General features: G+C 53.3%; 25 protein-coding genes and 2 pseudogenes. 20 read left to right on the top strand and 7 right to left on the bottom strand.

Going from position 1 to position 24053, the window contains the following annotated elements; all coding sequences use genetic code 11:
- Window positions 1-93 precede the first annotated feature (93 nt).
- The gene (locus tag WC1_RS07120; protein WP_003037560.1) at window positions 94-1173 is read left to right on the top strand and encodes a tRNA/rRNA methyltransferase; all 1080 of its coding nucleotides are present in this window, start codon (window positions 94-96) and stop codon (window positions 1171-1173) included.
- Between the two features lie 33 nt (window positions 1174-1206).
- Here the strand turns inward: WC1_RS07120 and ung are convergent, their stop codons facing one another.
- Entirely contained in the window at window positions 1207-1896 is a 690-nt protein-coding gene (ung, locus tag WC1_RS07125) for a uracil-DNA glycosylase (RefSeq protein ID WP_003037561.1), read from the bottom strand.
- A gap of 317 nt (window positions 1897-2213) precedes the next feature.
- Between ung and grcA the strand changes: the two genes are divergently transcribed.
- Window positions 2214-2597: an autonomous glycyl radical cofactor GrcA gene (grcA, locus tag WC1_RS07130; protein WP_003037563.1), complete on the top strand. Its 384-nt coding sequence runs from the start codon at window positions 2214-2216 to the stop codon at window positions 2595-2597.
- Window positions 2598-2676: 79 nt separating this feature from the next.
- Here the strand turns inward: grcA and eamB are convergent.
- Window positions 2677-3084: pseudogene (eamB, locus tag WC1_RS07135) on the bottom strand (cysteine/O-acetylserine transporter); the annotation flags it as partial.
- Between eamB and WC1_RS07140 the strand changes: the two are divergent.
- Window positions 3084-3695: pseudogene (locus tag WC1_RS07140) on the top strand (substrate-binding domain-containing protein); the annotation flags it as partial. The pseudogenes eamB and WC1_RS07140 overlap by 1 nt on opposite strands.
- Window positions 3696-3712: 17 nt before the next feature.
- On the opposite strand, the gene srmB reads toward WC1_RS07140, so the two are convergent.
- On the bottom strand, window positions 3713-5041 hold the full coding sequence (gene srmB / locus WC1_RS07145; RefSeq protein WP_003037569.1) for an ATP-dependent RNA helicase SrmB: 1329 nt from the start codon (window positions 5039-5041) through the stop codon (window positions 3713-3715).
- 130 nt (window positions 5042-5171) lie between these two features.
- Here srmB and trmN point away from each other — a divergent pair, with 130 nt between their 5' ends.
- On the top strand, window positions 5172-5909 hold the full coding sequence (gene trmN, locus WC1_RS07150) for a tRNA(1)(Val) (adenine(37)-N(6))-methyltransferase TrmN (RefSeq protein ID WP_016150783.1): 738 nt from the start codon (window positions 5172-5174) through the stop codon (window positions 5907-5909).
- On the opposite strand, the gene nadB is transcribed toward trmN, so the two are convergent.
- Window positions 5894-7516, bottom strand: a complete 1623-nt coding sequence (gene nadB / locus WC1_RS07155; RefSeq protein WP_003037572.1) for an L-aspartate oxidase — start codon at window positions 7514-7516, stop codon at window positions 5894-5896. The genes trmN and nadB overlap by 16 nt on opposite strands.
- A gap of 263 nt (window positions 7517-7779) precedes the next feature.
- Here nadB and rseD point away from each other — a divergent pair, with 263 nt between their 5' ends.
- The 12 genes from rseD (at window position 7780) to acpS (ending at window position 17406) form a co-directional block, all read left to right on the top strand.
- Window positions 7780-7944: a rpoE leader peptide RseD gene (rseD, locus tag WC1_RS24765; protein ID WP_049259737.1), complete on the top strand. Its 165-nt coding sequence runs from the start codon at window positions 7780-7782 to the stop codon at window positions 7942-7944.
- Window positions 7941-8516 carry an RNA polymerase sigma factor RpoE gene (gene rpoE, locus WC1_RS07160; RefSeq protein WP_003037573.1) on the top strand — a complete coding sequence of 192 codons (576 nt, stop codon included), beginning with the start codon at window positions 7941-7943 and terminating at the stop codon, window positions 8514-8516. Before rseD ends, rpoE begins: the two co-directional genes overlap by 4 nt.
- A 31-nt stretch (window positions 8517-8547) precedes the next feature.
- Window positions 8548-9198, top strand: coding sequence for an anti-sigma-E factor RseA (rseA, locus tag WC1_RS07165; RefSeq protein WP_003037574.1), 651 nt, complete (start codon window positions 8548-8550; stop codon window positions 9196-9198).
- Complete coding sequence (rseB, locus tag WC1_RS07170; RefSeq protein WP_003847063.1) at window positions 9198-10154, top strand: sigma-E factor regulatory protein RseB; 957 nt, start codon at window positions 9198-9200, stop codon at window positions 10152-10154. Before rseA ends, rseB begins: the two co-directional genes overlap by 1 nt.
- Window positions 10151-10615: a SoxR-reducing system protein RseC gene (gene rseC / locus WC1_RS07175; RefSeq protein WP_003037576.1), complete on the top strand. Its 465-nt coding sequence runs from the start codon at window positions 10151-10153 to the stop codon at window positions 10613-10615. The genes rseB and rseC overlap by 4 nt, the downstream gene beginning before the upstream one ends.
- Before the next feature lie 270 nt (window positions 10616-10885).
- Window positions 10886-12685: a translation elongation factor 4 gene (gene lepA, locus WC1_RS07180; protein WP_003037577.1), complete on the top strand. Its 1800-nt coding sequence runs from the start codon at window positions 10886-10888 to the stop codon at window positions 12683-12685.
- Between the two features lie 15 nt (window positions 12686-12700).
- Entirely contained in the window at window positions 12701-13675 is a 975-nt protein-coding gene (gene lepB / locus WC1_RS07185; protein WP_016150782.1) for a signal peptidase I, read from the top strand.
- 269 nt (window positions 13676-13944) lie between these two features.
- On the top strand, window positions 13945-14625 hold the full coding sequence (rnc, locus tag WC1_RS07190) for a ribonuclease III (RefSeq protein WP_003037579.1): 681 nt from the start codon (window positions 13945-13947) through the stop codon (window positions 14623-14625).
- On the top strand, window positions 14622-15527 hold the full coding sequence (gene era / locus WC1_RS07195) for a GTPase Era (RefSeq protein ID WP_003037581.1): 906 nt from the start codon (window positions 14622-14624) through the stop codon (window positions 15525-15527). The genes rnc and era overlap by 4 nt, the downstream gene beginning before the upstream one ends.
- 27 nt (window positions 15528-15554) lie before the next feature.
- Complete coding sequence (recO, locus tag WC1_RS07200) at window positions 15555-16283, top strand: DNA repair protein RecO (protein ID WP_003838382.1); 729 nt, start codon at window positions 15555-15557, stop codon at window positions 16281-16283.
- An 11-nt stretch (window positions 16284-16294) separates the two neighbouring features.
- Window positions 16295-17026, top strand: a complete 732-nt coding sequence (pdxJ, locus tag WC1_RS07205; protein WP_016150781.1) for a pyridoxine 5'-phosphate synthase — start codon at window positions 16295-16297, stop codon at window positions 17024-17026.
- The gene (gene acpS / locus WC1_RS07210) at window positions 17026-17406 is read left to right on the top strand and encodes a holo-ACP synthase (RefSeq protein ID WP_003037588.1); all 381 of its coding nucleotides are present in this window, start codon (window positions 17026-17028) and stop codon (window positions 17404-17406) included. The genes pdxJ and acpS overlap by 1 nt, the downstream gene beginning before the upstream one ends.
- 128 nt (window positions 17407-17534) lie before the next feature.
- Here acpS and WC1_RS07215 read toward each other — a convergent pair whose 3' ends face one another.
- The gene (locus WC1_RS07215) at window positions 17535-17795 is read right to left on the bottom strand and encodes a YfhL family 4Fe-4S dicluster ferredoxin (RefSeq protein ID WP_003037590.1); all 261 of its coding nucleotides are present in this window, start codon (window positions 17793-17795) and stop codon (window positions 17535-17537) included.
- Window positions 17796-17850: 55 nt separating this feature from the next.
- The gene (locus tag WC1_RS07220) at window positions 17851-18699 is read right to left on the bottom strand and encodes a MurR/RpiR family transcriptional regulator (RefSeq protein WP_003037593.1); all 849 of its coding nucleotides are present in this window, start codon (window positions 18697-18699) and stop codon (window positions 17851-17853) included.
- Between the two features lie 117 nt (window positions 18700-18816).
- Here WC1_RS07220 and murQ point away from each other — a divergent pair, with 117 nt between their 5' ends.
- From murQ to tadA, 4 genes are read left to right on the top strand one after another with little or no spacing between them, the layout of a single operon-like run.
- A complete protein-coding gene (murQ, locus tag WC1_RS07225; RefSeq protein ID WP_016150780.1) occupies window positions 18817-19710 on the top strand; it encodes an N-acetylmuramic acid 6-phosphate etherase in 894 nt (297 codons plus the stop codon).
- Between the two features lie 9 nt (window positions 19711-19719).
- Window positions 19720-21084 carry a PTS transporter subunit EIIC gene (locus WC1_RS07230; RefSeq protein WP_016150779.1) on the top strand — a complete coding sequence of 455 codons (1365 nt, stop codon included), beginning with the start codon at window positions 19720-19722 and terminating at the stop codon, window positions 21082-21084.
- Window positions 21085-21087: 3 nt separating this feature from the next.
- Window positions 21088-21723 (top strand): phosphatidylglycerophosphatase C, encoded by a 636-nt coding sequence (gene yfhb / locus WC1_RS07235; protein ID WP_003037603.1) that lies wholly within the window; start codon window positions 21088-21090, stop codon window positions 21721-21723.
- A 17-nt stretch (window positions 21724-21740) separates the two neighbouring features.
- Window positions 21741-22277: a tRNA adenosine(34) deaminase TadA gene (gene tadA / locus WC1_RS07240; protein WP_071524296.1), complete on the top strand. Its 537-nt coding sequence runs from the start codon at window positions 21741-21743 to the stop codon at window positions 22275-22277.
- A 12-nt stretch (window positions 22278-22289) separates the two neighbouring features.
- On the opposite strand, the gene mltF is transcribed toward tadA, so the two are convergent.
- Window positions 22290-23840, bottom strand: a complete 1551-nt coding sequence (mltF, locus tag WC1_RS07245; protein ID WP_003838390.1) for a membrane-bound lytic murein transglycosylase MltF — start codon at window positions 23838-23840, stop codon at window positions 22290-22292.
- Window positions 23841-24053 lie beyond the last annotated feature (213 nt).

Genomic DNA, 24053 nt, shown 5'->3' with positions numbered 1-24053 from the left:
GTACAATAGTCCTTAGCTTTTAAATGAAATAATGGCTAACGACGTGCACATCGGGTAATCTGCGCGCTTCGCGCAGAGCAGGTGGAGAAAAACATGAGCGACGAACTGAAGAACAAAAACGGCAAGGTCAAAGTGATGTACGTCCGCAGTGACGATGACTCGGATAAACGCACCCAAAATCCACGTACTGGCAAAGGCGGCGGTCGCCCCGGTACTTCCCGAGCCGAAGGCGGTCGTCGCCCTGCCCGTGATGAACGAAAGGGTCCGAACAGCGAACGTGGTCGTGAACGCGGGCGTGACCGCGATGTAGAACGCGACCGCAGACGTGAAGATTCACCGTGGCGTACCGTGTCCCGCGCACCGAATGATGACGCAGCGGATAAAGCCGATCACGGCGGTATTAGCGGTAAGAGCTTTATCGATCCTGAAGTATTACGCCGTCAGCGCGCGGAAGAAACCCGCGTTTACGGTGAGAATGCCTGTCAGGCTCTGTTCCAGAGTCGTCCGGACGCTATCGTCCGCGCCTGGTTTGTTCAGAGCGTAACCCCGCGTTTTAAAGAAGCATTACGCTGGATGGCGGCAAACCGCAAAGCCTATCACGTGGTTGACGAAGCCGAGCTGGCGAAAGCCTCAGGCACCGAACACCACGGTGGCGTCTGTTTCCTGATCAAAAAACGTAACGGTACTACCGTTAAGCAGTGGGTCGGTCAGGCAGGGGCGCAGGATTGCGTGCTGGCACTGGAAGATATCGCTAACCCGCATAACCTGGGCGGTATGATGCGTAGCTGCGCGCACTTCGGTGTGAAAGGCGTGGTGGTTCAGGATGCGGCGCTGCTGGAATCGGGGGCGGCTATCCGTACTGCTGAAGGTGGAGCAGAGCATGTTCAGCCGATTACCGGTGACAGCATTGTCGATGTGTTGGACGATTTCCGTAACGCGGGTTACACGGTAGTGATGACCTCAAGCGTGAAAGGTAAACCGCTGTTTACTACCACGCTGCCGGAAAAAATGGTGCTGGTATTAGGGCGTGAGCGTGAAGCTCTGCCAGAAGCAGCATGTTCAGCCGACGACCTGTGCGTGGCGATTGACGGTACCGGCAAGGTAGAAACGCTCAATGTTTCTGTCGCGACCGGCGTTTTGCTCGCGGAGTGGTGGCGTCAGAACAAAGCCTGATAATAAAAATGCCAGCGAATCGCTGGCATTTTTTTACTCGCTTTCTGCGGGTAATACCGGCATCCAGTCAATCGGTTTTTCACCTCGTTGTTCCAGCCATTCATTCGCCAGTACAAAGTGATTGCAACCAAAGAAACCGCGATGCGCAGAGAGTGGTGATGGGTGGGGCGCTTTCAACACATGGTGACGCTGCGCATCAATAATCGCGCCTTTCTTCTGTGCGTGAGAACCCCAGAGCAGGAAAACCACGCCTTCCCGATGTTGGTTAATCAGGCTGATGACTTTATCGGTAAATGTTTCCCATCCAAGGCTGGCGTGAGAATGTGCCTGACCGGCGCGAACGGTGAGTACGGTGTTGAGTAACAGTACCCCCTGGCGTGCCCAGCTTTCCAGATATCCGTGTGTGGGGCGGGTGAAGCCGGGAATTGTTGCTTCCAGCTCTTTGTACATGTTCAGCAACGAAGGTGGAGTGGCAATCCCCGGACGAACAGAGAACGCGAGACCGTGTGCCTGGCCTGGGCCGTGGTAAGGATCCTGACCCAGGATGACAACTTTCACGTCACCAAGCTCGGTAAAACGAAACGCGTTAAACACATCTTTTTGCGGCGGATAAATTGTCATTCCTGACTGACGCTCGCCGGCAACAGTATGCAGTGTGTTAACAAAATAAGGCTGCTGTTTTTCTTCAGCCAGCACATCGTGCCAGGTTAATTCGGTGGCCATCTCGCTCTCCTGCGAATTTTCAATCCCCCTAGCTTAACTGCTTCTTTCGACGTCGCAAAATTCTGTACGTTTCTCAATGGTCTACCCCTTAAAGATAGTTGAAAATTTATGTAAAAAGTTTAGCTGTGTACACGGCGTAAGTTGATGTAAAACAATAAAATCCACCTATCACCACTTTTCATGTGTGGTTTTTGTTGATTTAAATCAAAGATTCAAGGGTGTGTGAGGGGTATATATACACTCAAGCAACAATGGTTTTACCAATTGGCCGGATGACGGCCAACCGAGATCAAATAATTTTGCCGGGGAGGCATCAAATGATTACAGGTATCCAGATTACTAAAGCTGCAAACGACGACCTGCTGAACTCTTTCTGGCTGCTGGACAGCGAAAAAGGCGAAGCACGCTGCATCGTTGCGAAAGCAGGTTTCAATGCTGATGAAGTCGTTGCTGTCAGCAAACTGGGCGAAATCGAATACCGTGAAGTACCGGTAGACGTACAGCCGGAAGTCCGCGTGGAAGGTGGTCAGCACCTGAACGTGAACGTTCTGCGTCGCGAAACGCTGGAAGATGCAGTTAAGCATCCGGAAAAATATCCGCAGCTGACCATCCGTGTTTCTGGTTATGCAGTGCGTTTCAACTCTCTGACCCCAGAACAGCAGCGCGACGTTATCGCTCGTACCTTTACTGAGAGCCTGTAAGGCTCACGGGGAATAGCCCCGTTTAGCAAAGAATCAAAAAGCGGAAGATGCCAGTGTGTCTTCCGCTTTTTTGCATCCGTTAGTAAAAGATCCTTACCGCGCAATACACCAACAGCAGCGCCAGAATGATATTCAACTGCCGGCCGTAACGGCGAAAAACGCGCTGAAAAAGATGGCCCGCCAGCGCCCAGCAGGCATTTCCGAAGGTGCCGATCAGCGCCAACAGAATACTCACCCCAATCAGCCAGTGTGCGTCCTGAGTGTACGGTAATACAAACGTGGATAACGCGGTAATGCCGTACAAAATGATTTTGACGTTAACAAACTGCAAGCCAAAACTCGCCCAGAAGCTAATCGGCTCTGACCGCAAATCATCGTTTGTAGCCGGGCTGGTGGCGATCTTCAGCGCCAGCCACAGGATATAAGCTGCCCCAGCCCAACTGAGCCAATGGATGATGGCAGGATCCATAACCGCCAGTGAAAATGACGGGCGAAACGCTGCTGGCGTATAAAATGCCGCAGGTTTTACAGCGAGTTAAACAACGTGCGCCCCATGTGCGGTTGTCTTTACAGTCACTCAATTGTTATGTCATTCGCGATGCGTTGCTCAGTGATGAGGTCGATCTGGGGGTGTTTTATCGGGTGGGTAATGACGATGCCCTTGAGTTGATGCCGCTTGGCGATCAGTCACTGGCATTAGTTGCTTCGCCGCTGCTCCAGCACGTTAATTTTACTCAGTATAACCAGCACATTCCCTGCAGTTTTATCATTAACGAGCCGCAATGTATTTTCAGACAGCGCTTCGAGGGGCTACTGCGTAAACGACAGATTACGCTGGAAAATACCATTGAGTTATGTAGCATTGAAAGCATTAAGCAGTGCGTATCGGCAAATCTTGGGGTCAGCTTTTTGCCGCGTTTTGCCGTTGAGAGGGAGCTACGTTCAGGGGAATTGATTGAATTACCGTACAGTGAACAACCTGAGTTAATTACGGCATTGTGTGGCTATCATGCCGGAAAAGTCGTTAGCCCGGCGATGCGGGTGTTTCTTGAGTGTATTGAAGAGAGTTTTGCATCACGTGAAAAAATGCCGGGCTAAACGGCCCGGCATTCGGTTTACTCTTTGTCGGACTGCTGGGTAGCAGCTCCGCTCGGCTTACGACGTTTGCCGATATTTTTTGCATCGCGGTGACGTTTTTTCACCCGCGGCTTCTCTTTCTCTTTCGCTTTTTTCTCGGCGCGCTTCGCCAGCACTTTCTTGGATGGTTTACCGTTGGATTTCTCACTTGGCGCGCGCGTGGTTGGACGCAGTTCGTCGATGACGCGTGCTTTCAGCGGCTCGTCAATATAGCGGCTCGCTTTGCCGAGAAGCAGATGGTCGTGCGCTTCAACCAAAGAGATCGCAGTACCTTTACGACCTGCGCGACCGGTACGGCCAATGCGGTGCAGATAGGCATCGCCACTGCGCGGCATGTCGAAGTTAAACACATGGCTGACGTCAGGAATATCGATCCCGCGAGCGGCAACGTCGGTGGCTACCAGCACGTTCACGCGGCCATCGGTCAGGCGTTTGATCGCTTCATTGCGTTTGTTCTGCACCATCTCGCCTTCGAGATAGCAGTTGTTAATGCCCGCCTGGCGCAGCCAGCCTGCCAGCTCGTGCACACGCTCGCGTTTACGTACGAAGACAATCGAGCGGGTCGCTTCCGGCTGTTTTAACAGATGGATCAGCAGGGCAGTTTTGTGCTCGATGTCATCGGCACGGTAGTAAAACTGATGGATCTTCTTGCGTTCGCGGGTGGACGGATCCGCTGAGACTTCGACCGGATCTTCCAACAGACGCTCGGCAAAATCTTTAATCGCATCGCCTTCCAGCGTGGCGGAGAACAGCATGGTTTGCTTACGCCAGCGGGTTTCACCGGCGATATGTTCGATGTCCTGGGCAAAACCCATGTCCAGCATACGATCTGCTTCATCGAGAATTAGCGTCTCAACCGCATGGCAGTCGAAGTTTTCTTCTTTAATGTATTGCAGCAGACGACCCGTGGTGGCAACCACGATGTCCTGGTTTTCGCTAAAGACTTCCATGTGGTTCATGTAAGCCACGCCGCCGGTAATGGTCGCGATATCCAGATGCGTATTTTTCGCCAGCTCACGGGCGTGTTCAGCAACCTGCATCGCCAGTTCGCGCGTTGGCGTCAGGATTAAAATGCGCGGCGGACCGGATTTCTTGCGTGGGAAGTCGAGCAGGTGCTGCAACGCTGGCAGCAAATATGCCGCCGTTTTACCGGTGCCTGTCGGCGCAGAACCGAGTACATCACGGCCATCGAGCGCAGGCGGAATGGCGGCAGCCTGAATGGCGGTCGGGCGAGTGAAACCTTTTTCCTGGAGGGCATCCAGAAGGCTTTCATCGAGTTCAAGTTCGGAAAAAGTCGTTACAGTCATGTTCTACCTCTGAGTGGGGCGCTGATTATAGACGTTACGGCTGCAATCTTCATCTGTTTGTATGGATATACCTTCTCAGGTATTGTTTTTATCCTATGTTATCGTTTTTTTTCCAGGAAGGTTGTTCTTCATGCCCCAGTCTACATCCGTACTGAAACGTAATGGATTTACTTTTAAGCAGTTTTTTGTGGCACACGATCGCTGTGCAATGAAAGTCGGAACGGACGGCATTTTATTGGGGGCCTGGGCCCCCGTTGCGGGCGTAAAGCGGATCCTGGATATTGGTACCGGGAGCGGCCTGTTGGCGCTGATGCTGGCCCAGCGCACTGATGAAAATGTCATCATTGACGCCGTGGAGCTTGATGTCGACGCCGCGCAGCAGGCGCAGGAGAACATCGCGCACTCTCCGTGGATGCATCGCGTGAGTGTTCATACAGAAGATGCGCAACAGTGGATACCGCGTCAGACCGTGCGTTTTGATTTGATAATCAGCAATCCTCCCTATTATGAACAGGGCGTGGAATGCGCTACACCGCAGCGCGAGCAGGCCCGCTATACCACCTCGCTCGATCACCAGGCGTTGCTTACGCTGGCGGCGGACTGCATTACGGAAGACGGTTTTTTTTGTGTGGTGCTACCGGAGCAGATTGGTAACGCATTTACTCAGCAGGCGCTTAGCATGGGCTGGCATCTGCGATTGCGCACGGATGTAGCAGAAACCGAGGCCCGTCTACCGCATCGGGTATTGCTGGCATTCTCCCCGCAGGCCGGGGAGTGCTTTAGCGACAGGCTGGTGATCCGTGGGCCAGACCAACGTTACTCTGAAGGTTATACGGCGCTGACCCAGGCGTTCTATCTGTTTATGTGATGACTGAGCGGCGAGAGAATTGACGGGCCCGCCTCTGGAAGCTGTTCTGGGTAATCCAGCGTGTAGTGCAGGCCCCGACTCTCTTTGCGCATCATCGCGCAGCGGACAATCAGCTCGGCAACCTGCACCAGATTGCGCAGCTCCAGTAGGTTGTTCGACACACGGAAATGGGCGTAATACTCGTCGATTTCCTGTTGCAGCATGGTGATACGGCGCAGGGCGCGTTCCAGACGTTTAGTGGTGCGCACAATACCGACGTAATCCCACATGAACAGCCGCAGCTCATGCCAGTTATGCTGGATAACAACCAATTCATCTGGATTTTCTACCCGGCTTTCATCCCAGCCCGGGAGCGTGCTGACGCCGCGTGCATAAGGCATACGCCTGTCGATATCTTCAGCCGCGGACCAACCGTAAACCAGACACTCCAGCAATGAGTTCGATGCCATCCGGTTGGCGCCATGCAGGCCGGTGTAACTCACTTCGCCGATCGCATACAACCCATCGACATCGGTACGGCCAAAGTCATCAACCATCACGCCGCCGCAGGTATAGTGCGCGGCAGGCACGATGGGAACAGGTTCTTTGGTTAGATCAATGCCCAGTCCCAGCAACTTTTCATAAATCATCGGGAAATGCTGACGAACAAATTCTTCCGGTTTATGACTGATATCGAGGAACATGCAATCTGCACCCAGGCGCTTCATTTCATGATCAATGGCGCGGGCGACAATATCGCGGGGAGCCAGTTCGCCACGCTCGTCAAAATCGGGCATAAAGCGTGAACCGTCCGGGCGTTTCAGGTGCGCGCCTTCGCCGCGCAGCGCTTCGGTCAGCAGAAAATTGCGCGCCTGCGGATGATACAGCGCTGTTGGGTGAAACTGGTTAAACTCCAGGTTGGCGACGCGGCATCCCGCACGCCAGGCCATTGCAATTCCGTCACCCGAGGAAATATCCGGATTGGTGGTGTATTGATACACCTTTGACGCGCCGCCAGTGGCCAGCACTACCGACTTAGCATGGCAGGTTTCTACGGCTTCTTTATTACGATTCCAGATCCAGGCACCGACAACCCGACGCGTTCCCGGCAGACCGATTTTATCGGAGACAATCAGGTCGACAGCATTACTGCGCTCGAGAACCCGGATGTTGGGATGATTTTGTGCCTGGCTGACGAGGGTGGTTTCGACTTCTTTGCCGGTAGCATCCGCAGCGTGCAGGATACGTCGATGGCTGTGACCGCCTTCACGTGTCAGGTGATAGCTCTCTTCACCGTTAGGCTGAACCTGCGTATCAAATAAGACGCCCTGATCGATAAGCCATTGAACGCAGGTACGGGCATTGCTGGCGACAAATTCAACCGCATGGCGATCGCACAGCCCGGCCCCGGCAATCAGCGTATCTTCAACGTGGGAGTCGATACTGTCGGTTTCATCGAAAACCGCGGCAATACCGCCCTGGGCATAAAATGTCGAGCCTTCGCTGACCGGCCCTTTGCTCAGGACAATAACCTGATGCTTTTCAGCCAGGCGCAGCGCCAGTGAGAGTCCGGCAGCCCCGCTGCCAATGATCAGCACGTCACAGGATAATTCAGGAGTCGTATTCATGATTTTTGTTTAATTTACTAAACAGTGTTTGGTCACCATAGCACCACATTGCGCGATACTGCACGTTTTATTTTTAAACGTGTTGCAATGACTAAACATGAAAGAAAAACATGATGAGGGCGAAATAGGCAAAAATATTTTGTGAAGCAGGCCGTTAGCACCAGATTATGTGATGAAATAAAGTGCCCGTTGGGTTACTCTGCAAGCGGTGAAATGGGCATTTCTGTACAGATAGTGCGTTGATCGGGTTATGTAGACTTATAATGAGAGATAAGACCTGTCTACAACATGACAAACAAAAAACAATGCGTAACGGAACTTTACGAAACTTGAGCACTCTAAGCATTTGCTTGCTCATAGTGAAGCTGATGGAGTGGCGTTTCGAAGGCGCGTGGAAATTTGGTTTGGGGAGACTTTACCTCGGATGAGCGAGCAGTTAACGGACCAGGTCCTGGTAGAACGGGTCCAGAAGGGAGATCAGAAAGCCTTTAACCTACTGGTAGTGCGCTATCAGCATAAGGTGGCGAGTCTGGTTTCTCGCTATGTACCATCGGGTGATGTACCCGATGTAGTACAAGAAGCATTTATCAAAGCCTATCGTGCGCTGGACTCGTTCCGGGGGGATAGTGCTTTTTATACCTGGCTGTATCGTATTGCGGTCAATACAGCGAAGAATTACCTGGTCGCTCAGGGGCGTCGTCCACCTTCCAGTGATATAGATGCGATTGAAGCAGAAAATTACGAAAGTGGCGGTGCGCTGAAAGAAATTTCGAACCCTGAGAACTTAATGTTGTCAGAAGAACTGAGACAGATAGTTTTCCGAACTATTGAGTCCCTCCCGGAAGATTTACGCATGGCAATAACCTTGCGGGAGCTGGATGGCCTGAGCTATGAAGAGATAGCCGCTATCATGGATTGTCCGGTGGGTACGGTGCGTTCACGTATCTTCCGAGCGAGGGAAGCTATTGATAATAAAGTTCAACCGCTTATCAGGCGTTGACGATAGCGGGATACTGGAAAAGGTATTAGGCATGCAGAAAGAAAAACTTTCCGCTTTAATGGATGGCGAAACGCTGGATACTGAGTTGCTCAAAGAGCTGGCTCACGACCCGGAAATGCAAAAAACCTGGGAGAGTTATCACCTGATTCGCGATTCCATGCGAGGTGATACTGCCGACGTTCTCCATTTCGATATTTCCGCCCGCGTAATGGCCGCCATCCAGGATGAGCCGGTACGTCAGACGGCGCCATTGATTCCTGAGGCCCAGCCAGCACCGCACCAGTGGCAGAAAATGCCGTTCTGGAAGAAAATGCGTCCGTGGGCCGCGCAGCTTACTCAAATGGGTGTGGCCGCGTGTGTATCACTTGCAGTTATTGTTGGCGTCCAGCACTATAATGGGCAATCTGAAACGTCCCAGCAGCCCGAAACGCCGGTATTTAATACATTACCGATGATGGGTAAAGCCAGTCCGGTAAGCCTGGGTGTACCTTCTGACGCGACGGCCAGCGGCGGTCAGCAACAGCAGGTACAGGAGCAGCGTCGTCGTATTAATGCCATGTTGCAGGATTACGAACTGCAACGTCGACTGCACTCTGAACAGCTTCAGTTTGAGCAGGCCCAGACACAGCAAGCCGCTGTGCAGGTGCCAGGAATTCAAACTTTAGGAACGCAATCGCAGTAATGAAGCAACTTTGGTTTGCCATGTCACTTGTGGCTGGTAGCCTGTTCTTCTCTGTCAACGCCTCGGCCAATCCTGCGTCCGGGGCGTTGTTGCAGCAGATGAATCTGGCCAGCCAGTCGCTCACCTATGAGCTGTCATTTGTCAGCATCAATAAGCAGGGTGTTGAATCCCTACGTTATCGCCATGCCCGCCTGGATAACCGTCCGCTCGCGCAACTGTTGCAAATGGATGGTCCGCGCCGGGAAGTGGTGCAACGTGGCAACGAAATCAGTTATTTTGAGCCAGGTCTCGAACCGTTCACGCTGAACGGCGACTATATCGTTGACTCACTGCCCTCCCTGATTTACACCGACTTCAAACGTCTTGCTCCCTACTATGATTTTATCTCAGTAGGCCGCACCCGTATTGCCGATAGGCTCTGTGAAGTGATCCGCGTTGTGGCGCGTGACGGCACCCGTTACAGCTATATCGTTTGGATGGACACTGAGACCAAGCTGCCAATGCGTGTTGATCTTCTTGACCGTGATGGCGAAACGCTGGAACAGTTCCGCGTCATCGCGTTTACTGTTAACAACGGTGTCAGCGACAGCATGCAGACGCTGGCGAAAGCCAATCTGCCGCCGTTGTTGTCAGTTCCTGCGGGTGAGAAAACCAACTTCAACTGGAGTCCGTCGTGGTTGCCGCAAGGCTTCAGCGAGGTGTCCAGCAGTCGACGTCCGCTGCCGACGATGGATAACATGCCGATCGAATCACGGCTTTATTCCGATGGTCTGTTCAGTTTCTCCGTGAACGTAAACCGCGCGATGCAAAACAGCGCCGATCAGTTGCTGCGCACTGGACGCCGCACGGTTAGCACTAGCGTGCGAGATAACGCCGAAATCACTATTGTCGGTGAGCTTCCGCCGCAAACGGCGAAGCGTATCGCGGACAATATTAAGTTCAGGGCTGCACAATGATTAAAGAGTGGGCGACGGTCGTCTCCTGGCAAAATGGTCTGGCGACGGTCAGCTGTGATGTTAAAGCATCATGTAGCAGCTGTGCTTCCCGGGCCGGATGCGGGAGCCGCGTGCTGAACAAACTGGGACCACAGACCACACACACCATCGTGGTGCCCTGCGACGAACCCTTGACCCCTGGTCAAAAAGTTGAACTGGGCATTGCCGAAGGTAGCCTGCTTGGTTCGGCGATGCTGGTCTACATGTCTCCGTTGGCGGGACTGTTTCTTTTCGCGGCGCTATTCCAGGTACTGTTTGGTTCCGATCTTGCGGCATTAAGCGGAGCAGTGCTGGGGGGCGTGGGCGGATTCCTGATTGCTCGTGGATACTCTCGTAAGCTTGCTGAACGCGAAGCCTGGCAGCCGGTCATTCTGAACGTTGCTCTCCCACCCGATCTTATTCGCGTCGAAACCCAGCAGTGATATCTTTGCCTGATGGCACTGCGCTTATCAGGCCTACAGCGTCCTCAGATGCAGGCGTAGGCCGGATAAGGCGTTTATGCCGCCATCCGACAAAAGTTTCATCGACTTTGCAAAGTTGTTTCCAGTTCCCGCTATCCTTGCTCTATGAACATTTCCTCGCCTCAGCGTTGTAGTGTAGAATGCGGCGTTTCACTTAAACAGACGTTAAGCTCAGAACAGCGACTTCTCAGAGCCTGCTCAGGCGGGCGTAAGGCACAATAATTACACTATATGAAGAACATACGTAACTTTTCAATCATAGCTCACATCGACCACGGTAAATCGACGCTGTCTGACCGTATTATCCAGATCTGCGGTGGCCTGTCTGACCGTGAAATGGAAGCGCAGGTTCTCGACTCGATGGATCTTGAGCGTGAGCGCGGTATTACTATCAAAGCGCAGAGCGTGACGCTCGATTTCAAAGCATCTGATGGTGAAACCTATCAGCTTAACTTTATCGACACCCCGGGCCACGTTGACTTCTCGTATGAAGTTTCCCGCTCGCTTGCCGCCTGTGAAGGTGCACTGCTGGTGGTTGATGCCGGGCAGGGCGTAGAAGCACAGACCCTGGCTAACTGCTATACCGCCATGGAAATGGATCTGGAAGTGGTGCCGGTTCTGAACAAAATCGACCTACCGGCCGCCGATCCTGAACGCGTAGCGGAAGAGATCGAAGATATCGTCGGTATCGATGCGACAGATGCCGTTCGCTGCTCGGCGAAAACCGGCGTTGGCGTCACTGACGTTCTTGAACGTCTGGTACGCGACATTCCGCCGCCGGAAGGTGATCCGGAAGGCCCATTACAGGCGCTGATCATCGACTCCTGGTTCGACAACTACCTTGGCGTGGTGTCGCTGGTGCGTATTAAAAACGGCACCATGCGTAAAGGCGACAAAATTAAAGTAATGAGCACCGGTCAGGTCTATAACGCCGACCGCCTGGGGATCTTCACGCCAAAACAGGTTGACCGTACCGAGCTGAAATGCGGCGAGGTAGGTTGGTTGGTTTGTGCGATTAAAGACATCCTCGGCGCGCCGGTTGGCGATACCCTGACGCAGGCGCGTAACCCGGCAGACAAACCGCTGCCAGGCTTTAAAAAAGTGAAGCCACAGGTTTACGCCGGTCTGTTCCCGGTCAGCTCTGACGACTATGAAAACTTCCGTGACGCGCTTGGCAAGCTGAGCCTGAACGACGCCTCCCTGTTCTACGAACCGGAAAGCTCTACCGCGCTGGGCTTCGGCTTCCGTTGTGGCTTCCTTGGTCTGCTGCACATGGAGATCATTCAGGAACGTCTGGAACGTGAATACGATCTGGATCTGATCACTACCGCGCCGACCGTAGTCTACGAAGTCGAAACCACGGCGAAAGAGACTATCTACGTCGATAGCCCGTCCAAGCTGCCGCCGCTGAACAACATCTACGAACTGCGTGAGCCGATCGCTGAGTGTCACATGCTGCTGCCGCAGGCTTACCTTGGCAACGTCATCACCCTGTGTATCGAGAAGCGTGGCGTCCAGACCAACATGGTTTACCACGGTAACCAGGTGGCGCTGACGTATGAGATTCCGATGGCGGAAGTAGTACTCGATTTCTTCGACCGTCTGAAGTCGACCTCTCGCGGCTATGCGTCGCTGGACTATAACTTCAAACGCTTCCAGGCGTCTGACATGGTGCGCGTTGATGTCCTTATCAACAACGAACGTGTCGATGCGCTGGCGCTGATTACTCACCGCGACAACTCCCAGAGCCGTGGCCGTGAACTGGTTGAGAAGATGAAAGATCTGATCCCTCGCCAGCAGTTTGATATCGCGATCCAGGCGGCCATTGGTACGCACATCATCGCGCGTTCAACCGTGAAGCAGCTGCGTAAAAACGTTCTGGCGAAATGCTACGGCGGTGATATCAGCCGTAAGAAAAAGCTGCTGCAAAAACAGAAAGAGGGTAAAAAGCGCATGAAGCAGATCGGTAACGTCGAACTGCCGCAGGAAGCGTTCCTCGCCATTCTGCATGTCGGTAAAGACAGCAAATAATCTTAAGGAGTTGGCATGGCGAACATGTTTGCCCTGATTCTGGTGATTGCCACACTGGTGACGGGCATTTTATGGTGCGTAGATAAATTCATCTTCGCACCAAAACGCCGGGAGCGTCAGGCAGCAGCGCAAGCTGCTGCAGGTGATTCACTGGATAAAGCAACGCTGAAAAAAGTATCCCCTAAGCCGGGCTGGCTGGAAACCGGGGCATCCGTTTTCCCGGTACTGGCGATTGTGCTGGTGGTACGTTCATTTATTTATGAGCCGTTCCAGATCCCGTCAGGTTCGATGATGCCGACGCTGCTTATCGGTGACTTTATCCTGGTGGAGAAATTCGCCTACGGGATTAAAGATCCGATTTACCAGAAAACGCTGATCGAAACCGGTCATCCGAAACGCGGTGATATCGTGGTGTTTAAATACCCGGAAGATCCGCGCCTGGACTACATTAAACGTGCTGTCGGTTTACCGGGAGACAAAGTAACGTACGATCCAGTGGCGAAAGAAGTGACTATTCAGCCAGGATGCCGTTCCGGTCAGGCGTGTGAAAACGCGCTGCCGGTAACGTATTCGGATGTTCAGCCAAGTGATTTCGTACAGACCTTTGCGCGCCGTAACGGTGGGGAAGCGACCAGTGGCTTCTTTGAAGTTCCGCTGAGCGAAACGAAAGAGAACGGTATTCGTCTCTCTGAGCGTAAAGAAACGCTGGGTGAGGTCACGCACCGCATTCTGACCGTGCCAATCGCGCAGGATCAGGTGGGAATGTATTACCGCCAGCCTGGTCAGCAACTGGCAACCTGGATCGTCCCGCCAGGGCACTACTTCATGATGGGTGATAACCGTGACAACAGCGCGGACAGCCGTTACTGGGGATTTGTGCCGGAAGCGAATCTGGTGGGTAAAGCGACCGCTATCTGGATGAGTTTCGATAAGCAAGAAGGTGAATGGCCGACCGGTGTGCGTTTAAGCCGTATTGGCGGCATTCACTAATCACCGATAATCGTTCACGTTGTCGTCATTACGGCGGCAGCGTGAATTATTTCTCGGATAAATTCCCGCAGACTAACGACATCCCTTGTCGTTGTGTATAGAATATTCCCCCGAAGTTTTAGGTTGGCACCGACAGGTTGCCACGGCACACGAAACAGCGTTGGTTTGTATATAAAAGCATGCAGGCGAAGCCAGATGGCTCCGCAAAGTGCGTATATCAGGTCTGTTTCGTGTGCTGAATTGTTGACGCATTCATTTATTGGTATCGCATGAACCCCATCGTAATTAATCGGCTTCAACGGAAGCTGGGCTACACTTTTAATCATCAGGAGCTGTTGCAGCAGGCATTAACTCACCGGAGCGCCAGCAGCAAACATAACGAGCGTTTAGAATTTCTGGGCGACTCTATTTTGAGCTTTGTTATCGCTAATGCGCTGTATCACCGTTTCCCTCGAGTGGACGAAGGTGACATGAGCCGCATGCGCGCAACGCTGGTTCGCGGCAATACGCTGGCTGAATTAGCCCGTGAGTTTGACCTCGGTGAATGTTTACGTTTGGGGCCTGGTGAGCTGAAAAGCGGCGGCTTCCGTCGTGAATCGATCCTGGCCGATACCGTTGAAGCGTTGATCGGCGGCGTCTTCCTCGACAGCGATATTCAAACCGTTGAGCAATTAATCCTGAACTGGTATCAAACTCGTCTGGATGAAATTAGCCCAGGCGATAAACAAAAAGATCCGAAAACGCGCCTGCAGGAATATTTGCAGGGTCGCCACCTGCCTCTGCCGTCTTATTTGGTGGTACAGGTCCGTGGTGAAGCACACGATCAAGAATTTACTATCCACTGCCAGGTCAGCGGCCTGAGTGAACCGGTGGTTGGCACAGGTTCGAGCCGTCGTAAGGCTGAGCAGGCTGCCGCCGAACAGGCGTTAAAAAAACTGGAGCTGGAATGAGCGAAGAGAAAACTTACTGCGGATTTATTGCCATCGTCGGTCGCCCGAACGTCGGCAAATCCACCCTGTTGAATAATCTGCTTGGGCAGAAGATTTCTATTACCTCACGTAAGGCTCAGACAACACGTCACCGTATTGTTGGCATCCATACTGAAGGCGCGTATCAGGCGATTTATGTTGATACTCCGGGCCTGCATATGGAAGAAAAACGAGCGATCAACCGCCTGATGAATAAAGCGGCGAGCAGCTCGATCGGTGATGTTGAACTGGTTATTTTCGTTGTGGAAGGCACCCGCTGGACGCCGGACGACGAAATGGTGCTCAACAAGCTGCGTGATGGCAAAGCCCCGGTTATTCTGGCTGTGAACAAAGTAGACAACGTTCAGGAAAAAGCCGATCTGCTGCCGCACCTGCAGTTCCTGGCAAGCCAGATGAACTTCCTTGATATCGTGCCGATTTCTGCCGAAACCGGCTTGAATGTCGATACCGTTGCGGGCATCGTGCGTAAGCATTTGCCGGAAGCTATTCATCACTTCCCGGAAGATTACATCACCGACCGTTCTCAGCGCTTTATGGCCTCAGAAATCATCCGTGAAAAGCTGATGCGTTTTCTGGGTGCTGAATTGCCGTACTCCGTTACCGTGGAAATTGAGCGTTTTATCTCCAATGAGCGCGGTGGTTACGATATTAACGGTCTGATTCTCGTTGAACGTGAAGGGCAGAAGAAGATGGTTATTGGCAACAAAGGGGCCAAAATTAAAACCATCGGCATCGAAGCGCGTAAAGACATGCAGGAGATGTTCGAAGCGCCGGTCCACCTCGAACTGTGGGTGAAGGTGAAATCCGGCTGGGCCGATGACGAACGCGCGCTGCGTAGCCTCGGTTACGGCGACGACGTCTAAACCCATCTTCTGAAACACGGCGAGTATATGGAAGGATGGCAACGAGCCTTTGTCTTGCATAGTCGCCCCTGGAGCGAAACCAGTCTCGTGCTGGACGTCTTCACGGAAGAGTCGGGTCGCGTGCGCCTGGTGGCTAAAGGCGCACGTTCCAAACGTTCTAATCTCAAAGGCGCGCTCCAGCCTTTTACCCCGTTGTTGCTTCGCTTTGGTGGGCGTGGAGAGGTCAAAACCCTACGTAGTGCTGAAGCCGTTTCTCTGGCACTCCCTCTTAGCGGTATCACGCTGTACAGCGGCTTGTATATCAACGAGCTTGTCTCGCGCGTACTCGAGTACGAAACCCGCTTTTCTGAACTCTTTTTCGATTACCTGAACTGTATTCAGGCGCTGGCTGGCGTGACGGGTTCGCCAGAACCTGCATTGCGTCGCTTTGAGCTGGCCTTACTTGGACATCTGGGGTACGGCGTCGATTTTACCCACTGTGCGGGCAGCGGCGAGCCGGTAGACGACACCATGACCTATCGTTACCGGGAAGAAAAAGGGTTTATTGCCAGCGTCGTTATTGATAACAACACCTTTACCGGACGCCATCTCAAAGCACTTGAGTCGCGTGAATTTCCTGATGTCGATACGTTACGCGCCGCGAAACGCTTTACCCGCATGGCGTTAAAGCCGTATCTTGGTGGTAAGCCGTTAAAAAGCCGGGAACTGTTCCGGCAATTTATGCCAAAACGCGCAGTAAAAACAAATAATGATTAACGAGGATTGTCATGGCTGAATTACTGTTAGGCGTCAATATTGACCACATTGCCACGTTACGTAATGCACGCGGTACCGCATATCCGGACCCGGTTCAGGCAGCGTTTATCGTTGAACAGGCGGGCGCGGACGGTATTACCGTACATCTGCGTGAAGACCGTCGCCATATCACCGACCGTGACGTGCGCATTTTGCGCCAGACGCTGGATACGCGCATGAATCTGGAAATGGCAGTCACCGAAGAGATGCTGGCGATTGCCGTTGAGACTAAGCCGCATTTTTGCTGTCTGGTGCCGGAAAAACGTCAGGAAGTTACCACTGAAGGTGGTCTGGACGTCGCCGGTCAGCGTGACAAGATGCGCGATGCCTGCAAACGCCTGGCGGACGCAGGCATTCTGGTTTCGCTGTTTATCGATGCCGACGAAGAACAGATTAAGGCCGCTGCGGAAGTTGGCGCGCCGTTTATTGAAATTCACACCGGCTGTTACGCCGATGCGAAAACTGACGCAGAGCAGGCCAGCGAACTGGCGCGTATCGCCAAAGCGGCGACCTATGCTGCAAGCCTTGGCCTGAAGGTGAATGCGGGTCACGGTCTGACGTATCACAACGTTAAAGCTATCGCACGGATCCCGGAAATGCACGAGCTGAACATTGGCCATGCCATTATCGGGCGCGCGGTGATGAGCGGTCTGAAAGATGCCGTAGTCGAAATGAAGCGCCTGATGCTGGAAGCGCGTGGCTAATGGCGATTTTGGGATTAGGTACGGATATCGTGGAGATTGCCCGCATCGAAGCGGTAATTTCCCGTTCCGGCGACCGCCTGGCAAGACGTGTGCTCAGCGACAACGAATGGGCAATCTGGGAAACGCATCAGCAGCCGGTGCGTTTTCTGGCGAAGCGTTTTGCAGTCAAAGAGGCGGCAGCAAAAGCCTTTGGCACGGGTATTCGCAATGGGCTGGCGTTTAATCAGTTTGAAGTCTTTAACGACGAACTCGGTAAGCCGCGTCTGCGATTATGGGGAGAGGCGTTAAAACTGGCGGAAAAACTCGGCGTCGCGCATATGCATGTGACGCTGGCCGATGAGCGTCACTACGCCTGCGCCACGGTGATTATCGAGAGTTAGATTCTGCACGTTGCCGGATGGCGACGCGTGGCGTCTTATCCGGCCTACGGGTTATACGATTATTGCAGGGCTGGGTAGGCCTGATAAGCATTAGCGCCATCAGGCTTCATCGCCGGATGGCGACGCGGTTAAAGTTTATCGGCGTGGTGCATCAGCACAAACTTATCCCACAACTGCTCTTCTGTTTCGACATGTGCCGGATCTTTCAAAATAGTATTGGGGATCGGGCACACCTTCTGGCAGGTTGGCGTGTCGTAATGGCCTACGCATTCCGTACACTTGTCGCTGTTAATCTCGTAAATGCTATCACCCATCGAAATTGCCTCATTCGGGCATTCGGGCTCGCACATATCGCAATTGATACACTTTTTAGTGATTAACAGGGCCATCAGGAAACTCTCAAAACATCACAAATCGGGCGGGCATTATACGCGCATTCTTTGCTCAGACCAGTTTTTTTACCAGTGCTTCGCTGTGGCGAATACGTTCCGGGGCATGCTCCAGATCCTGCTGCACCAGCGCCATAAACAGTAAATCAGTGAGCATCATTTGCGCATGAGTGGAAGAAATCGCTGCGCTGCGCGTGGCCTGCTCCTCGGCAATCGTGTACAGACAATGACTTGCCCGTTGCTGCAGGGCATTGGGTGTAAATCCAGTGATGGCGAGGATTTTCGCGCCGGTACGCAACGTTTCATCCGCAGCCAGGTTGAGCTCGCGGCGCTCTCCGGTATACGAAATGGCCAGCAGCAGATCGTTGGGCGAAAGCGCTTGCACCGTCGCCAGCAGGGCGTGCATATCGCGTTCCACCACCGCGTTAAAACCAATCTTCAGCAACTTCCAGGCAAAATTCTGTGCCACCAGACCCGATGCGCCAATCCCGGTCACGATAATGCGCCGGGCTGAGCGCAACATTGTGACGCTCTCCATCAGTTTCTCTTCGCTGTTGACGTCCAGCGTCGCATGCATCGCCGCCACGTTCTCCTGAATCAACTTTTCCCCCACCAGACGCATAGGATCGTCACCGCGAATCTGATTATGCACCGGAATGGAATGGGGGTTGGGATTGCTGGCCAGCGCTTCGCTGATCGCCAGTTTGAGTGCAGGAAATCCTTTAAAACCCATCTTTTGCGCGAACTTCACCACGCTGGACTGGCTGACGCCCGCCTCCGCGGCCAACTGCTGCGAACTGAGATGACGCGCAGTATCCGGCTGGGAAAGGAGATAATCCGCCAATTTTTTATCGCTTTGCGCGAGGTCCGGGTAACGCTGACGAATGCGAATTAAACAGTTCATGCTGTCTCCTGGCGAAAACGTGATGGCGATTACAAAACAAAATTTCATTCGCCTGGATGAATATAATATTCCATTATGGCAGATTATTATGAATTAAAAATTCCTAAGGAACAAAAAATGAATCTCGGTGCATTAGTTTCAGAAACCCGCAATCCACAGACCATGGACCTGGATGCGCTCTCCACGCTGGAGTTGGTTCATCGTTTTAATCAACAGGATACGCTGGTAGCCGAAGCAGTAAAAGCAACTCTGCCTCAAGTTGCGTGTGCGGTTGATGCGGCAGCTAACGCACTAAAAGCAGGTGGTCGCATTATTTACATGGGAGCGGGGACCAGCGGGCGTCTCGGGGTACTGGATGCGTCTGAATGCCCACCGACCTTCGGCGTTCCACACGGTCTGGTGGTTGGATTGATTGCCGGGGGGCCGGGCGCGCTGCTGAAGGCGGTTGAGGGTGCGGAAGATAACCCACAGTTAGGTGAAGACGATCTGTGTGCGCTCAATCTTACCGCGCAGGATCTGGTGGTGGGGCTGGCAGCATCTGGTCGCACGCCGTATGTAATTGGTGGGCTGAAATATGCACGTTCGGTTGGCTGTACGACGGTGGCTATTTCTTGCAATCCGGATTCCCCTATCGCGCATGAAGCGGATATCGCCATTTCTCCGGTAGTGGGGCCAGAGGCGCTGACCGGGTCAACACGACTGAAATCCGGCACCGCGCAAAAGCTGGTGCTCAATATGATCTCCACCGGTGCGATGGTGAAATTTGGCAAGGTGTACCAGAACCTGATGGTGGATATGCAGGCAACTAACGTCAAACTGATCGATCGGGCGTGCCGTATGGTGGTTGAAGCCACGGGCATTGCGCGTGAACAGGCGCAAGCGCTGCTAAAGCAGACTGATTTTGACGTTAAGCCAGCTATTTTAATGGCGCTCACCGGCCTTGACGCCGCTGCCGCCCGCGAAAAGCTTGCCGCTCACCAGGGTTTTTTACGCGCGGCGTTAGAACACTAAGAGGTGTATATGGATAAGACGGCGGTGCTGGCCAGCGATATTCTACTGGGTGTTGGCGGAGAGAAAAATATTCTGCGCCTGGAAAACTGTATGACCCGCGTCAGGGTTGAAGTTCGGGATGATGGACAGCTCGATATCCCTCGTCTCAAGCAACTGCCCGGTGTCAGCGGCTACGTGAAGCAGGGCGCGCAGCACCAGATTATTGTTGGCCCCGGTAAAGCGGCCAAAGTGGTGGATGCCATGCGTTCCCTGATTGCCGATGGCGGCGAGCGAGCAGGTGCCAATAATATCGAGCGCACAAAGTCAGAGGCCAAAGCGAAGTACAAAGCGCCGATGAGCGATGCGCTGCGCAAGCTGGCGAACGTCTTTATCCCTCTTATTCCGGCGTTTATCGCCTCCGGTTTGATTACCGGCATTATTAACATCCTTAAGCGCCCGGACATCGTGGGGGATTTTGCGACCCACTATCCGAATATGCTGGGGTTGATGGGCATATTTGGCAGCGCCGTGTTTGCCATTATGAATATTCTGGTCGGGGTGAATACCGCCAAAGTTTTCGGTGGTTCCCTGGCGATGGGCGGGGTGATGGCGGGGATCCTCTCCAGCCCGCAACTGGCACAAATCACGCTGTTTGGCGAAGCGTTGCAGCCGGGGCGCGGCGGAGTGATCGCGGTACTGCTGGTGGTGGCGTTGATGTGTTGGATCGAACGCAAATTCCGCGAGCTGTTGCCAGAATCACTGGAGCTTATCCTTAATCCGCTGCTGACTACCATCATTACCGGCGTAATCGCGATTGTGGCGCTGCAACCGCTTGGCGGCTGGATTTCTGAGTCTATTGCTCACGGCGCATCCTGGGCTATCGATCGCGGCGGTTTTCTGGTCGGTGCCGTGCTGGCAGGAACCTTCCTGCCGTTGGTGCTCACTGGACTTCATCAGGGATTGGTGCCCATCCATGTTGAGCTGGTTCAGGCACACGGTTATAACGCGCTCTTTCCGATCCTGGCGATGGCGGGCGTTGGGCAAATAGGTGCTGCGATCGCGGTTCTGATGAAAACCCGAAATGCGCGGTTAAAAAAAGTAATCAAAGGTGCACTGCCTGTCGGACTGCTGGGTATAGGCGAGCCGCTGATTTTTGGCGTAACGCTGCCATTGGGTAAGCCGTTTATCGGTGCATGTCTTGGCGGCGCGGTAGGTGGAGCGCTAATTAGCTACTGGAAGGTGGCGACGGTCATCACATTTGGCATCTCCGGATTACCGCTGGCACTGACGATTGTTGCCGGAAAAGTGATGTTCTATCTGTTAGGCTATCTGGTAGCAGTTATCGCCGGGTTCCTGTTTACCTGGCTATTGGGATTCACTGATCCAGAGGAATAAGGTTTGACCAATCACCAGCGCCGCGTTGTCTTTTTTGATTTGGATGGCACGTTACACCAGCAGGATATGTTCGGTAGTTTTATTCGTTATCTGCTGCGTCGCCAGCCGCTGAACGCGTTGCTGGTGCTGCCTCTGCTACCGGTGATTGCGCTGGCATTGCTGATACAAGGGCGCGCCGCCCGCTGGCCAATGAGCCTGCTGTTATGGGGATGCACTTTTGGTCGCAGCGAGGCGCGTCTGAAAGCGCATCAGGCCGACTTTGTGCGCTGGTTTCGCAGTAACGTGACGGCGTTTCCGCTCGTTCAGCAGCGCCTGACAACCTACCTGTTAAGCTCTGACGCTGACATCTGGCTTATCACCGGCTCTCCGCAGTCGTTGGTCGAGCAGGTTTACTTTGATACTCCGTGGTTACCGCGAGTCAATCTGATCGCCAGCAAAATGGCGCGGGGATACGGCGGCTGGGTGCTGACTCTGCGCTGTCTGGGCCATGAGAAAGTGACGCAACTGGAGCGGCAGATTGGCGCACCGTTGTCTCTCTACAGCGGCTACAGCGACAGTAAGCAGGATAATCCGTTACTCTCTTTTTGCCAGCATCGCTGGCGCGTCACGCCGCGCGGAGAGCTGCAACAACTCGAATAGAGTAAACGATAGCGTCTGTGTATAATGCGCCCGCTTTTATTGGTGGAGTAACCCCTTTGTCAGATGTTGAATTTAGCCACGAATACTGGATGCGTCATGCTTTAACGCTGGCTAAGCGCGCCTGGGATGAGCGTGAAGTCCCGGTGGGTGCGGTATTGGTACATAACAACCGAGTGATTGGCGAAGGCTGGAACCGCCCGATAGGTCATCATGATCCGACTGCCCACGCTGAGATTATGGCGCTGCGTCAGGGCGGCCTGGTGCTGCAAAACTACCGTCTGTTAGATGCCACGCTGTACGTCACTCTGGAGCCGTGCGTGATGTGCGCAGGCGCGATGGTGCACAGCCGTATCGGTCGGGTCGTTTTTGGTGCACGCGATGCGAAAACGGGCGCTGCCGGGTCATTAATGGATGTGCTGCATCACCCTGGGATGAATCATCGGGTTGAAGTGACAGAGGGGGTACTGCGGGATGAATGTGCCACGTTGCTCAGTGATTTCTTTCGCATGCGTCGGCAGGAAATCAAGGCCCTGAAAAAATCCGCTAATCAGTAAATACCAATCAGACTACTGGTCCTCTTTCTTCTGTGCCGAAAATAGCAGGGAAGGGGAGTGCGACAGGTAGTTTGACGACGTCTGAGTCAGAAAGGCTGAAAGCGGAAATTTATCTTTACCCAGCAGCTCAGCTGGCGACACCGCCGGGTAATCCTGAGCCAGTTGCTGCGTTTCCTGCGCCTGTTTTTCTTTCTCCTGCAGATACCCCACCAGGCTAATCTGGTACTTACGGATATTTTCCACATAGGCGTAAGCTTCGTGGCCACGCGCATAGCCATAGGTCAGCTTGTTGTAATACGGCTTTTGGCTGAGCAGCGGTAGCCGCTGTTTTACGTCGGACCAACTGTTCGGATTGCCTTTGGTTTTCACCGTTAGCGCCCGCGCATCAAGCATGTGCGCATAACCCATGTTATAGGCTGCAAGGGCAAACCAGATGCGTTCTCCTTCGGGGACGGTATCCGGTACTTTACTCATCATATCCTGCAAGTATCGCGCGCCGCCGCTGATACTCTGTTCGGCATCGGTACGGTCGGTCAGCCCGAGACTCTGAGCAGTATTTTTGGTCAGCATCATCAGTCCGCGTACGCCGGTCGGGGATGTAGCCTGCGCGTCCCAGTGCGACTCCTGATAGGATATTGCGGCGAGCAGTCGCCAGTCTATCTCCTGCGCATACTTCTCAAACAGCGGCTTAAGGTCCGGCAACACGCTGTCTACGGCGCGCAAAAAGGTGCGGGTATCGACATAGTCAAAATCATCGCCATGCCCGAGATATTTCTCTTCCAGCCGTGCCAGAGAACCGTCTTCATTCATGGTGTTAAAGAAATCCAACAAGGCGGCAGACAGCGTGTTGTCATCGTCCAGACGACTAAACCAGGTCACCGGCTGTTCGTCAGAGACGTCCAGCGCCACGGCCAGCTCAGGATGCACGCGTTGGTATAAGCTGATGGCGACAGAATCTGCAATGGTGTAATCCAGCTTTCCGGCGATTACATCATCGAGCAATTCGGTGGTGCCCTTTTTGTCATCAACTTTCCAGCTCAGATCGGGAAATTTTTTCTCTTTTAGCTGCTGGAGGTCGTTAACCACCACGTGCCCCGGGGCGATAGTCAGTTGGCTTTCGTTCACGGTGGCAAGCGTGCGCGGGCGATATTGCCCAACCCGGTACACCAGCTGTTGTGAAACCGAATAATAGGTCGGGCCTGGCTGGTAATTTTTCACCCGCTCGCTGTTATAGACCAGGCCTGCGGCTAACAGGTCGGCATTGCCGTTATCCAGGTCGTCAAAAAGCTGGCTGATGTTCTGGCGTACGGTAACTTTTAACTTCACGCCTAAGTAGTCGGCAAATTCCTGGGCCAGTTCATAATCCAGGCCGAATTTTTTGCCGTTGAGGGTCGCGTAAGTTAACGGCGAGTCGATGGTACTGACGCGCAGCTCTCCCCGCGACTGAATGGCGGCGATACGATTTTCGGCTTTACCGAACCAGGGAATAGATGGCCAAAGGGCCGCTGCCAACAACAGCGTCAATATGCCGATGAACAGATAATTAATCTTTAATTTTTTCAATTAGTTAATTCTCTGAACCGTACGTTTTCTCTGCCTGCTGTGGTGCTGATTAAGAAGTGAAGTCGTCATTAATGAACGGCATTTTGCTTAAACTTGCGTCAGTTGGCAACTTATTCAGAAATCTGACCGCATTTGATGATAAGTGACGGTCGTGATTTTATTTCGACGCAAACGGTTTCGTCGGCGCGGTAGATTCTTTATAATGACGCCCGT

It is taken from the genome of Citrobacter sp. KTE30 (genome assembly GCF_000398825.1).
Classification (GTDB): domain Bacteria; phylum Pseudomonadota; class Gammaproteobacteria; order Enterobacterales; family Enterobacteriaceae; genus Citrobacter; species Citrobacter freundii.
This window is presented reverse-complemented; position numbering and strand designations above follow the sequence as displayed.